Raw genomic sequence first — 12,281 nt, 5'->3', positions numbered from 1 at the left:
TCAGGGCGCGTGCGACCGAGCGCCTCCCGGAAGCAAGGAGCGACACCGCCTTTGACCGGCCACGCCCAGAGGGACGAAGCTCTCCTCACGAGCCAGCGACAGCCAGGAGCCCCCCATGGCCGGCTACACCGACGGAGCCGAGGTCCCCGCCCGTACCGCACGCCTCGGCGACCTCGACGTCACGTGGTCCGAGCGCGGACGCAACGGGGCACCCGTCGTCTTCCTCCACGGTCTGGCCGAGGACCGCCACACCTGGTCGTACCAGCAGAACGCCTTGGAAGACCTGCACACCTACGCCTACGACCTGCGAGGTCACGGAGACACCCCGGCAGGCAGGACCGACGGGACGCTCTCCCAACTCGGCGGCGACCTGGTCGCTTTCCTCGACGCGGTGACGGGTCCCGCAACCTGCGTCGGCTTCTCGCTGGGAGGGACCGTCGTCCTCTGGACGGCCGCCCACAGACCGGACCTCGTGCCGCACCCGGTCGTCGTCGCCACCTCGACCGTGGTCGGTCGGGCTGCCGCGGCGTTCTACGAGCAGCGGCGGGCCATCGCGGAGTCGGGCGACCGCGTGGTGATCGAGGACGCGCTCCGCGAGGACTCGGCGGGTGCGCTCGTCGGGCGTGCCGATCTGCTGGAGAGGGTCGTCGCAAGCAGGACGAAGGCCGTCGGCGGTGCCGAGGGCTACGTCAACGGTCTGCGGACCATGCGGGCGCTGCGGGAGGAGCCGCTCACACCTTTGCTGGAGGGGATCACCGCCCATGTGGACGTCATCGGCGGCGAGTTCGACGCGCTCTGCCCCCGGAAGGCCGCCGACATCATGCTGACGAACCTGCCCGACGCCGCCTACCACGAGGTCCCGGGGGTCGGACACCTGATGAACGCGGACGACCCCGCCGGGGTGACGACCGTGCTCCGCACGATCCTCGCGCGCTGATCCAAGCCGCGGCTCACCTCCGTCGGTTCGCGTCCCGCGCACGTCGCGTGCGTGGTTTCGCACTCCGTTCGCGTGCAAGCCTCCGCGGGGTCGGTAGCCGGTGGCCGGGACTTCTCCTCCCGGCCACCGGGGAGTTGCGGCCGGCGACCGCGCCGGGTCGGACAACTCGCTCATCGGTGACCTCCGTTGAGGTACCGGCGTGATCCGCCCGAAGCGGAATCGACCGGCGCCTGACGTCACGCGGAGCGGATCATCTTCTTGTTGACGAACTCGTTGAACGCCAGGTGACCGAGCTCGCGCCCGGTGCCCGAGCGCTTCACACCGCCGAACGGCAGCTCAGCCCCTTCCGCACCGACCTCGTTGATGAAGACCATCCCGGCCTCCAGACGGTCGGCGACCCGCACGGCCTGCTCCCGATCCGGGGTGAAGACGTACGAACCGAGCCCGTACGGAGTGTCGTTGGCGACGGCGACCGCCTCCTCCTCGTCCCGCACCCGGTACAGGACGGCTACCGGGCCGAAGAACTCCTCGTGGTGGGCCGGGTTCTCGGGAGACAGGTCGGTGAGCACCACAGGCGGGAAGAACGTGCCCCGCCGCGACGCCCTCCGGTGGACGGTGGCTCCGTGCGCGACGGCGCTCTCGACCTGGTCCTCCAGCCGGTCCGCCGCCTCGGTCGAGGAGAGCGGCCCCAACACCGTGGCGGGCTCGGTGGGGTCGGCAGGTTCGACGGCCGTGAACTCCCGGATGAACCGGTCGGCGAACTCGTCGTACAGGTCGTCGACGACGATGATCCGCTTGGCGGCGTTGCACGCCTGCCCGCCGTTGTCCAGCCGCGCGGCGACGGCCTGTCCGACCGCCGCGTCCAGATCCTCGGAGCCGAGCAGCAGGAACGGGTCCGAGCCACCGAGCTCCAGCACGACCTTCTTCAGGTGCCGGCCCGCGAGTTCGGCCACCGCCCGCCCGGCGCGCTCGGACCCGGTGAGGGAAACCCCGGCTGTGCGCGGGTCGGCGATCAGGCGCGCCGCCTGGTCGTTCGAGGCGTAGATGTTGGTGTAGGCGCCGGCCGGGAAGCCGGCGTCGACGAAGAGCTGTTCCAGGAAGGCCGCGGACTGCGGGCACTGCGGAGCGTGCTTGAGCAGGATCGTGTTGCCGATGGCGAGGTTGGGGGCCGCGAACCGGGCTACCTGGTAGGCGGGGTAGTTCCACGGCATGATCCCCAGCAGGACGCCCAACGGAGCGCTGCGCACCAGGGCTTCGCCCGCGGGGAGCGGGATCTCCTGGTCGGCCAGGCAGGACGGTGCCGACTCGGCGGTGTAGCGGTAGATGTCGGCGCAGAAGTCCACCTCGCCGAGCGCCTCTCCGACGGGTTTGCCCATCTCGCGCACGATGATGTCGGCGAACTCCCGCCGGCGCTCCGCGTGCAGTGCACCCACGCGCGCGACGAGGGCCGACCGCTGCTCCACTGTGCTCTCGCGCGCCCAGGAGGACTGCGCCGCGCGTGAGGCGTCGAGGGCGAGCTCCAACGCCTCGTCGGTGATCGTCGGAACCTCCTGGACCACCTCGTCGGTCGCGGGGTTGGTCACGGCGTACCGGCTCATGCTCCTCCTCTGGTGCGCATTCGGGCGGTGGAAGAATCATGCTGGCATAGATTGAACAGTTGTCCAGCCTACTGGGGTGAGCTGGACGATCGTTCACCGACATATTGAACGATCGTCCAGTCCGGTCTATGGTCGCTGTCATGACTGATGTCACCGCAGACCAGGTCACGGCGATAGCCGCTGGCTACGACGAAGATCCCGCCAACTCCATGTCCCTGCGTGCCGACGCCTACACCGAACCGAAGTGGTACGCGATCGATCAACAGGCCATCTTCGCCCGTACCTGGCAGTGGATCTGCCACGTCGAGAAGCTCACCCAGCCCGGCAGCTACGTCGCCGCGACGGTCGCCGGCATGCCCGTGGTCGTCGTCCGCGACCGGCGGGGAGGGCTGCGGGCCTTCTACAACGTCTGCAAGCACCGGGCACACGAGCTGCTGTCGGGCTCGGGGACGACGCGCACCATCGTCTGCCCGTACCACGCCTGGACGTACGACCTGGGCGGCTCCCTGGTGGGCGCCCGGCAGACGGACCGGATGGAGACGTTCGACAAGACGGAGATCTGCCTCGACCAGGTCCAGGTCGAGGAGTTCTGCGGCTTCGTCTACGTCAACCTCGACCCGACCGCCACGCCGCTGGCGGAGCAGGCCCCCGACCTCGCCGCCGACATCACCCGGCGGGCCCCCGACATCGCCGACCTCACGCACGCGAAACGGCTGTACTACGAGGTCGAGACCAACTGGAAGAACGTCATCGACAACTTCCTCGAGTGCTACCACTGCCACGTCGCGCACAAGGAGTTCGTCTCCCTCGTCGACATGGAGACCTACGACGTGAAGACGCACGGCATCTGGTCGAGCCACTTCGCGGACGCGGGCACCTCGGAGAACACCGCGTACGACGTCTCCGACGCGACGGTCACCGAGCACGCGGTGTGGTGGCTGTGGCCCAACACCTGCCTCCTCCGCTACCCGGGGCGGGGCAACTTCATGGTCTTCCAGGTCTGGCCGGACGGCCCGGGACGCACCCTGGAGACCTGGGACTTCTTCCTGGAGAGCACCGAACTCAACGAGGCGGAAGAGCAGTCGGTGCAGTACATCGACGAGGTGCTCCAAGTACAGGACATCGACCTGGTCGAGAGCGTGCAGCGGGGGATGGGTACGCCCGCCTTCAACCAGGGCCGGATCATCTACGACCCCGAGAGGGCGCCGGGGCTCTCCGAGCACGGGGTGCACCACTTCCACGGCCTCGTCCTGGACGCGTACCGCGCCCTGGCAGGCGACCAGAGCCCGTCCTGACCAGGAGATCCGTCCGACCCGTACGGAGGTGCGTCCGCATGCCCGAGCCAGTCATCATCACCTGCGCCCCCACCGGAGGCATCCACACCCCGACGATGTCGCCGCACCTGCCGATCACCCCGGAGGAGATCGCGCAGGCGTCCGTCGAGGCCGCCGAGGCAGGCGCGGCCGTCATCCACCTGCACGCCCGCGACCCCGAGACGGGGAAGCCCGACCCCCGACCCGAGCTCTTCCAGGAGTTCCTGCCGCAGATCTCCGCCAGGTCCGACGCGGTCGTCAACGTCTCGACCGGTGGCGGTCTGGGCATGTCGCGCGAGGACCGGCTCCGCGCCGCCGTCGCGGTCTCGCCGGAGATGGCGTCGCTCAACGTCGGTTCGCTGAACTTCGGCATCTTCCCCATGCTGGAGAAGTACGACCGGTGGCAGCACGCCTGGGAGCCCGAATTCCTCGAATCCACGCGGGACTTGGTCTTCAAGAACACCTTCGCCGACCTCGAGTACATCGTGAAGGAGCTGGGCGGGGAGCACGGCACCAGGTTCGAGTTCGAGTGCTACGACCTCGGCCACCTCTACAACCTCGCCTGGCTCGTCGACCAGGGCTGGCTCCAACCGCCCTTCTTCGTGCAGATGGTCTTCGGTGTACTCGGCGGCGTCGGCGCCGATCTGGACAACCTCGTCCACATGCACACGGTCGCCGAGAAGCTCTTCGGGGACGACTACGAGTGGTCCGTACTCGCTGCCGGCCGGCACCAGATGCCGTTCGCGACGCAGGCGGCCATGCTCGGCGGCAACCTCAGGGTCGGTATGGAGGACAGCCTCTTCATCGGCCCTGGCCAACTCGCCGCCTCCAACGCCGACCAGGTCGCGAAGATCCGCACGATCGTCGAATCCCTCGGACGCTCGGTCGCCACCCCGGCCGACGCCCGTCGCCGACTCGGCCTGAAGGGAGCTGACCGTGTCGCCTTCTGAGCAGCCTGCCCAACACGTCGCGGGCAGCGGCGACTTCGCACGCGTGGCGAGCCTCGGCGCCGGCGTGATCGGCCGGAGCTGGACCGCGCTCTTCCTCGCCGCCGGGAAATCCGTGGCCGTTTACGACCCCGACCCGCAGGCCGAGGCGAGGGTGCGGCAGGCGGTCGAGTCCGCCTGGCCCGTTCTGACGCAGCTCGGGCTCACCGAGCACGGCGACCCCGAGAACGTGCACTTCTGCGCCGACCCCCGTGCTGCCGTCGACGGAGCGGCCTTCGTCCAGGAGAGCGTCCCCGAGCGCATCGCCCTCAAGCACGACCTCTACGCGGCGATCGGGCCCGCCCTCGACGCCGACGCCGTGGTGGCCTCGTCGGCCTCGGGCCTGACGCTGACGGAGATGCAGGAAGGCTGGCGGGACCCGGGGCACTTCGTGCTCGGGCACCCGTTCAACCCGCCGCACCTCATCCCCCTGGTCGAGGTGATGGGCAACGACAGGACCGCCGGGGGAGCGGTGGACCGCGCCCGTGCCTTCTACGCCTCGGTCGGCAAGGTGACGATCGAGGTCAGGCGCGAGGTCCCGGGCCACGTCGCCAACCGGCTGCAAGCGGCGCTGTGGCGCGAGGCCATCCACCTCGTCAACGAAGGCGTGGCGAGCGTCGAGGACGTCGACACGGCGGTCTCCTCGGGACCGGGTCTGCGCTGGGCGGCGATGGGCCCGACGCAGCTCTTCCACCTGGGCGCCGGCGAGGGAGGGCTCGCCGCCTTCTGCGAGCGCTACGCCGACAGCTTCAACCGCTGGTTCGACGACCTGGGGCGCCCGCACCTCGACGAGGCGACGTCGCAGCGGCTCGTCGATGGCCTCGGGCCGATCAGCGAGAAGCACTCGGTCGACGAACTCGCCCACCGCCGGGACGCCTTGCTCACGGAGCTGATCGCCACAGCCCGGAAGCAGGCCACCGGACGGGGCACAGACCCTCGTCGTCACTGAGCCCCGCGGCCGCGCACGACCGGCCACGAGCACAGCGGGAGCGCGGTCGCCGCGGCCGATCCGAATCGGCCGCGGCGACCGTGCCATCCGCTCCGTCAAGAAGGAGAGACACCGTCATGCCCCTTGCGAACGACAGCAGTTCGCTGAAGCTGCGGCTGGTGCGGAGGACACCGGTCGCGAACGGCGTCGTGCTGCTGGCCTTCGCAGCGGCCGACGGCGCCGAACTGGCCCGCTGGGACCCGGGCGCCCACCTCGACCTGCGCCTGCCTTCCGGACTCCGCCGGCAGTACTCGCTCTGCGGCGACCCGGCCGACCGCGCCACCTACACCGTCTGCGTCCTCCGCGAAGAGGCGGGCCGCGGCGGCTCCGCAGAGGTGCACGACCGGCTGGACGTCGGCGCCGAGATCGAAAGCTCCCACCCCCGCAACCACTTCCCCTTGGTCGAGGCGCCCGACTACGTGCTGCTCGCCGGCGGCATCGGCATCACTCCGCTCAAGGCCATGGCCGAGGAACTGCAACGCCGCGGAGCCTCTTGGCGACTCGTCTACGGGGGCAGGGACCGGCAGTCCATGGCCTTCGCCGAGCAGCTCGCCTCCTCGCACCCCGCCCGGGTGACCCTCGTGCCCCAGGACGAGGCAGGGGTCCCGGACGTGGAACGGATCGTCGCGACGCTGTCCCCCGAGACCCGTCTGTACTGCTGCGGTCCTCCGCCGATGCTCGCCGCGGCCACCGAGGAGTGCGCCCGCGCCGGCGTCGGCGACCGGCTCCACGTGGAGCGGTTCGCCCCGGCCGAGGGCACACCGGAGACGAGCGCCGACTCCGCCTTCGAGGTGGAACTGCGGGAGACGGGCGTCACGTTGACCGTCCCCGCGGACCAGAGCCTCCTGGAGGCGATACGGGCCGTACGGCCGACCATCGACTCCTCCTGCCAGGAGGGCTACTGCGGCACGTGCGAGACCCGCGTCCTAAAGGGACGGCCGGAACACCGCGGGACTCTCCTGTCCCCCGAGGAGCACGACGAAGAAGGGACGATGCTGATCTGCGTCGGACGGTCCCGCAGTGCGAAGTTGGTCCTCGACCTGTGAGCACGCCCCGCTGAGCGCGGGGATCAGCGGCGGAGTGCACGCCGCGTCCCCGCGACGGTCCGGCCCTCCCCGCGAGGAACAGCCGCCCGATACCATCGGCGGGTGAGCGACACGGTGGCGGAACCCGAGAAGAAGGTCGGCAGACAGGAGCGCATCCTCGACGCCACCCTCACCCTCCTGTCCCAGCACGGCATTTCTGGCGTCAGCATGCGCGCCGTCGCCCGTGAGGCCGGAGTCGCTCTCGGGCTCGTCAATTACCACTACGACGACAAGACCACCCTCATCAGCGCGGCCCTGCGCCGCATCGAGGAGCAGGATGTGGCCTTGGTCGAGCCGGACCCGTCGAAGAGCCCCGAGGAGAACCTCCGCTCCGCCCTGCGCCGCATCGCCGACGCCGAGTTCCTGACGACGGAGTACCTCTCCCTCCGCCTCCAACTGTGGGCGCTCGCGCGGGCGCACGCGGACTTCGGCGAGATCAACACGGCCGCCCAGAAGCGCTACCGGAAGGCGCTCACCGCCCTCATCCGTGCGGCCCGCCCCGAGCTGTCCGGCGCCGAGGCGGGCAGACGCGCCACCGACATCGACATCGTCCAGAACGGCCTCTGGCTCACCGCCCTCCTCGGCATCGACCGCGCTTCGATCCGACGGAGCGTCCGGCACTGCGAGGAGATCGCCTTCCAGTAAGCGCGAGGCCGCGCTCCGGGAGCGGTGCGGCGACGGAGTCGCCCTGCTCCCACCACGGGACGACGTACCGGCCGGGGACTTCCTCCGGCGTCGCGGCACACCGGGTCGCGAGCCCGTCTCGCCCGCACCGCGCGCGGGTGAGACGCACGGGCACGAACGACCGGCCGTCGGTGGTCGGCCGACTCGGCCCGTGGGCTGCTCCGGTCGCCCCGGCACAGCGGCGCCGTCTGGCTTTTCACGCCGCGAACCCCGGTCAGCGGGCCGGCTGGGTGCCGCGCTGCCCGAAGCAGGCTGGCCGTGCCGAGAGCGGAGCCCGCGCCGGCGGGTCGGCGGCGCCACGAAGAGGCTGGCGCCGAGCAGTCGCACCAGTTCTCAACTCCCCGCAAACGAGGGTGCGTTGCTGCCGACCAGGAGCGGCGAGCGGGTTGACACGAGCCATTGGTCTAGTCCATCTTTACTGAGCTACGGTCACGACGCGAGGACCTGGAAAGAAGCGGAACCGGGTCTCCTGCCGACGTGCGCTACTCGAAGTCTGTTGCGACCGCCGAGAGGGCGCCGTGGCTGCGCTCCGGCTGAGCCCTGGACGTTCGCGCCCGCGTGCAGCCGTCACCCCGAACCGAGCTTTGGAGTACTAGTACTCATGTCAACGGTTTCCCCCTATCTGCATCGCGCCGCTTCCGACCTCCCGTATTTCAGCTCCGACGGCGAGACGTACCTGGCCCCCACGCGGCTGCGCGACCTGAAGAAGTCACGGCCCCTCAGAGTGCTGTCAGAAGAGGACTTCACGTTCTGGCAGAACTACGGCTACGTCGTGGTCAAGCGGGCGATCGATCCGGACGCCGCCGGGCGCCTGCTGGATTTCGCGTGGGATTTCCAGGGACTTGACCCTGACCGTCCCGAGACGTGGTACGAAAAGCAGGAGTACCGCTCCGACCTCGACAGGGAGCTGCACATCTACGGCTTCGTCGAGGCCTATCACCACCAGCTTCTGTGGGACAGCCGTCAGACCCAGCGTGTGTACGACGCGTTCGTCGACGTATGGGACTGCGAGGAGTTGTGGGTGACTTTGGACCGCATGAACCTGAACCCACCGAATTCAGGAACCAGGGACCGTTCGCTGATCGAGTCCCGTGAGCGCGGTTTCGACATCGAACTGCACTGGGACGTCGACACCACGCTGGCAGTGCCCCCGCAGCGGGTGCAGGGCATCGTGGCACTCAACGACACCGGCCCCGAGCACGGCGGCTTCCAGTGCTGTCCCGAACTCTTCCGCACGTTCGATCGCTGGGCAGCGCTCCAGCCGGACGACCGCGACCCGATCCGGCCGGCGATCGACCGGAACGAACTCCCCGTGGTCCGACCGGATTTGCAGGCCGGAGACCTGCTGCTCTTCAACGGCCACCTGGCCCACGGCGTCGGCCCCAACCTCACGTCGGACGGGGTACGAGCCGTGCAGTACCTGGCGATGATGCCTGCTCTCGACGGCCACGCGGAGCTCCGCCGCTCCCGCGTCGAATCCTGGCGCAACGTCACCACGCCGACATGGAACGGCACCCTGCTCGGCGACGCGTTGCGGCCCGAATCCGAGCGGTACGGGCCGGCGACGTTGAACGAGCTCGGAGAGAAGCTCCTCGGTCTGAAGTCCTGGCGAGGACAGGACTTCGACGAAGCGGCCCGGGAGGCGAAGTGCAGCGCATCTGCCTGACTCTTCCGACCAACCGCGCGTGCGCCGAGAGCATTGCCGGTCTCGGCCAGGAGGCGGCGTACGCCGTCGACCACTTCCCCGTGGAAGTCCACCTTCTGATCCTCGACTCCTGCGACGCGTCGGTGTACGCCCGGCACGCGGAGGCCGTCCGTGCCCTGCCCCGGCATCCCCGCATCACCGTCCACCACCTGAGCGAGTCCGAGCAACGGGACTTCCTGGAACGGGTGATCGGGCGGACCGGTACCGCGAAGCCCAGTCTGCTTCTCGACCTCATGCTCCCGGAGCGGCTGTCGTACGGCGCTTGCACCAACCGGGCCTTCCTCGTCGCCTTTGCGCTCGGATGCACTTCCGTGCACCGCAGGGACTCCGACAGCCACTACCAGAGCGGTCCGAACGGCGAGGCGGTCTTTCCCGTCCACCACGAACTCGCCTGCATCGGCAAGCGGGCCGCGGACGTATCGGATGCGGTCTCAGAGACGGTTCTGGCCAAGGAGCATGCCGGCCGGCGCGTAGCGATGGTGGGGAGCTCCTTCGTGGGCGAACCGTCCGTGGATATCGACGAGATCGCGCGCATCGATCCCGATGCCTATCAGGAGATAGTGAGTCTGTGGGCGCCCACGGACTGGTCGGCCGCGCAGAAACGGCAGCTCGTCGAGGAGTCCTTCCGCGGTGCGGGCCAGGGCCTGTTCGCGCACGACCACTCGATGCTCACCTTGGTCGACCCCATGCGGGTGGACATGTGCAACATCGCTTTCCACGGGGTGCATGCCCAGGTGCCTTTGCCACCCGCGACCGACACGATCGGCAGCGACTATTTCCTTATCCACCTGGTGTACAACGCCGCACTGCCCGGCGTACTGCACAACCGCAACATCATCAACTACTACACCCCCGAACGGAGAACCAGCACAGGATTCGCCGCCTACCAGGCCCGCTTCGTCAAGTTCCTCCTCTCCATGCTCTACTTCAACTTCCTCTACGACCGGTTGGCGGAAGCCGGCACCTCGCTGCTCGACGAGCGGCTACAGGTGCGCGCCACTGCCGTCGCCGAGTTCGCGCGGCGGAGCACGGAGCTCGATCAGGAAGAGAATCGGGAGCGGCTGGACCGGATCGACGCCGCCTACCGGAGACTCGGCGGAAAGTATGCGGAATTCGCCGATGCGCTGGCGTCCCGGCGGACGAGCCTGCTCGAGGAAGTCCGCGACGACATCGGCGATTTCGCCCTCCTGACGGAAGCGTGGGGCGAATTGGTGGGCGCCGCGCGTGACACGGCTTTGTACCGTGCGGCGCCCGGTCCTCGGCGGGCGGTCCTGTGACCGAAGAGCGCCTTCTGCCGTCTGCCCGGACCCAAGCGCCCGGGGACGACCGGATCGTATTCGACCTGGACGGCGTGCGGGAGCGGTACGAGACCCTGCGCCGAGAACTGCCAGGTGTCGACGTCCGCTTCGCCATGAAGGCGTGTCCGGTCGATGACGTACTCGCCGGCCTGACCGGACTCGGTTCCGGGATCGACGCGGCAAGCGTGCCCGAAGTGGAACAGGCACTGCGAGTCGGCGCCTGGCCCTCCCGCACGCACTACGGCAACACGGTCAAGTCGGACCAGGACATAGCCGACGCGCACCGCTTAGGCATCAGGGACTTCGCCACCGACAGTCCCGAAGACGTCGAAGCCCTGGCGCGCTGGGCGCCGGGAGCGCGGGTCTTCTGCCGGTTGGCTACCAGCGGGGACGGCGCCCTCTGGGGCCTCAAGCACAAGTTCGGCTGCTCGCCCGACAGCGCCGTGCGCATCCTGACGACAGCCGAGGCCGGCGGCCTGGTCCCCTCCGGCCTGTCGGTCCACGTCGGCTCACAACAGATGAACCCCGACGCCTGGAACGACGCCTTCGAGCGGCTCGACATGGCTATGCGAGGACTCGCCCGGCGCGGAATCGTCCTGAGCCACGTCAATCTCGGCGGTGGACTCCCCGCGCTCAACTACCTCGACCGGCACGGCAGTCCCCTGCACCCGCCGATCGAGAAGATCTTCCACGTGCTGCGCGAGGGGACGGCGGAGCTGCGTCAGATCCACGGCGAACACCTCAAGACCGTCATGGAGCCGGGGCGGTACTTGGTGGCCGACCACGGAACGATCCACGCCCGCGTGATCCGGATGACGGAGCGGCACCTACCGGACGGCGGACGGCAACGGTGGCTGTACCTGAGCGTCGGCAAGTTCAACGGTCTGTACGAGATGGACGCGCTGCAATACCGCCTCGTCTTCCCGTTGCACACCGCACAGCGGACGGTACCCGCGGTCGTGGCGGGGCCCACCTGCGACAGCGACGACGCCTACTCCGCACACGGTCTGGTGCAGGTGCCGGAGAACCTGAACTCGGGCGACCCGGTGGAGATCAAGTCCTGCGGCGCGTACGCGGTCAGCTACATGACCGAGGGCTTCAACGGCTTCGCTCCGTTGCTCCGCACCTGTACGGGCGGCGGATGGTGAGCAACGACTCGCTGATACGCCGAATACAGGCCCGGGACTGGGACTCCATCGTGGAGATGGAGTTCAGCGCCTATGCCGAACTGGGATTGTCTGAGGGGCGGGAGATGCTGCGAAGCCGGGCGCAGCTCTCCCCGGAAACCTGCTTCGTCCTGGAGGCCGACGGCCGCGCGGCCGGCTACCTGCTTGCCTTCCCCTACCCGCCCGACCGTTACCCGGATCTGCGGCGAGAAGCGGCGGCCGCCTTCCCGTCGCGCAACCTCCACCTGCACGACCTCGTCGTCGCCGCCCCGCTGCGGCGCCGAGGTATGGCACGGCGGTTGCTGGGACACGCCGTCAGGACGGCGAAGTACCTCGGGTACGAGCAGCTCTCGCTGGTCGCGGTCGGCGGGAGCGAAAAGTTCTGGATGTCCCGAGGGCTCACGCCGCGACTCGGAGCGGTCACCACGGGCGGTTACGACTCCCACGCCGTCTACATGTCGGCGCCCTTGCCGATCCACGTCCCCAGTCCGCCCCTGCAGCAGCATGAATCGAGATAGCCC

General features: G+C 69.2%; 11 protein-coding genes. 10 read left to right on the top strand and 1 reads right to left on the bottom strand.

Annotated features, from left to right (window positions below):
* The first annotated feature begins 115 nt into the window (after positions 1–115).
* Complete coding sequence (locus F603_RS0104855) at positions 116–937, top strand: alpha/beta fold hydrolase (protein WP_019544892.1); 822 nt, start codon at positions 116–118, stop codon at positions 935–937.
* Between the two features lie 236 nt (positions 938–1,173).
* Here the strand turns inward: F603_RS0104855 and F603_RS0104850 are convergent, their stop codons facing one another.
* Complete coding sequence (locus tag F603_RS0104850; protein ID WP_019544891.1) at positions 1,174–2,535, bottom strand: NAD-dependent succinate-semialdehyde dehydrogenase; 1,362 nt, start codon at positions 2,533–2,535, stop codon at positions 1,174–1,176.
* A 140-nt stretch (positions 2,536–2,675) separates the two neighbouring features.
* Between F603_RS0104850 and F603_RS0104845 the strand changes: the two genes are divergently transcribed.
* The 9 genes from F603_RS0104845 to F603_RS0104805 all read left to right on the top strand — a co-directional run bounded on the left by F603_RS0104845 (position 2,676) and on the right by F603_RS0104805 (position 12,278).
* The gene (locus tag F603_RS0104845) at positions 2,676–3,830 is read left to right on the top strand and encodes an aromatic ring-hydroxylating oxygenase subunit alpha (RefSeq protein WP_037955413.1); all 1,155 of its coding nucleotides are present in this window, start codon (positions 2,676–2,678) and stop codon (positions 3,828–3,830) included.
* A 38-nt stretch (positions 3,831–3,868) separates the two neighbouring features.
* Positions 3,869–4,798, top strand: a complete 930-nt coding sequence (gene kce, locus F603_RS0104840) for a 3,5-dioxohexanoate:acetyl-CoA acetone transferase (RefSeq protein ID WP_019544889.1) — start codon at positions 3,869–3,871, stop codon at positions 4,796–4,798.
* Positions 4,785–5,783, top strand: a complete 999-nt coding sequence (locus F603_RS0104835; RefSeq protein ID WP_019544888.1) for a 3-hydroxyacyl-CoA dehydrogenase NAD-binding domain-containing protein — start codon at positions 4,785–4,787, stop codon at positions 5,781–5,783. The genes kce and F603_RS0104835 overlap by 14 nt, the downstream gene beginning before the upstream one ends.
* 116 nt (positions 5,784–5,899) lie before the next feature.
* Complete coding sequence (locus F603_RS0104830; protein ID WP_019544887.1) at positions 5,900–6,868, top strand: PDR/VanB family oxidoreductase; 969 nt, start codon at positions 5,900–5,902, stop codon at positions 6,866–6,868.
* Positions 6,869–6,970: 102 nt separating this feature from the next.
* Positions 6,971–7,552 carry a TetR/AcrR family transcriptional regulator gene (locus F603_RS0104825; protein ID WP_019544886.1) on the top strand — a complete coding sequence of 194 codons (582 nt, stop codon included), beginning with the start codon at positions 6,971–6,973 and terminating at the stop codon, positions 7,550–7,552.
* Positions 7,553–8,192: 640 nt separating this feature from the next.
* Positions 8,193–9,257, top strand: coding sequence for a phytanoyl-CoA dioxygenase family protein (locus tag F603_RS0104820; RefSeq protein WP_019544885.1), 1,065 nt, complete (start codon positions 8,193–8,195; stop codon positions 9,255–9,257).
* Positions 9,239–10,573 carry a DUF6271 family protein gene (locus F603_RS0104815; protein ID WP_019544884.1) on the top strand — a complete coding sequence of 445 codons (1,335 nt, stop codon included), beginning with the start codon at positions 9,239–9,241 and terminating at the stop codon, positions 10,571–10,573. The genes F603_RS0104820 and F603_RS0104815 overlap by 19 nt, the downstream gene beginning before the upstream one ends.
* Positions 10,570–11,742 carry a type III PLP-dependent enzyme gene (locus F603_RS0104810; protein ID WP_019544883.1) on the top strand — a complete coding sequence of 391 codons (1,173 nt, stop codon included), beginning with the start codon at positions 10,570–10,572 and terminating at the stop codon, positions 11,740–11,742. The genes F603_RS0104815 and F603_RS0104810 overlap by 4 nt, the downstream gene beginning before the upstream one ends.
* Positions 11,736–12,278 carry a GNAT family N-acetyltransferase gene (locus F603_RS0104805; protein ID WP_245600685.1) on the top strand — a complete coding sequence of 181 codons (543 nt, stop codon included), beginning with the start codon at positions 11,736–11,738 and terminating at the stop codon, positions 12,276–12,278. Before F603_RS0104810 ends, F603_RS0104805 begins: the two co-directional genes overlap by 7 nt.
* Positions 12,279–12,281: the final 3 nt, after the last annotated feature.

It is taken from the genome of Streptomyces sulphureus DSM 40104, assembly GCF_000381025.1.
In the GTDB taxonomy this organism is placed as follows: domain Bacteria; phylum Actinomycetota; class Actinomycetes; order Streptomycetales; family Streptomycetaceae; genus Streptomyces; species Streptomyces sulphureus.
Note: the sequence above shows the minus strand (reverse complement) of the source record. Positions and strands in the feature narration are given on the sequence as shown.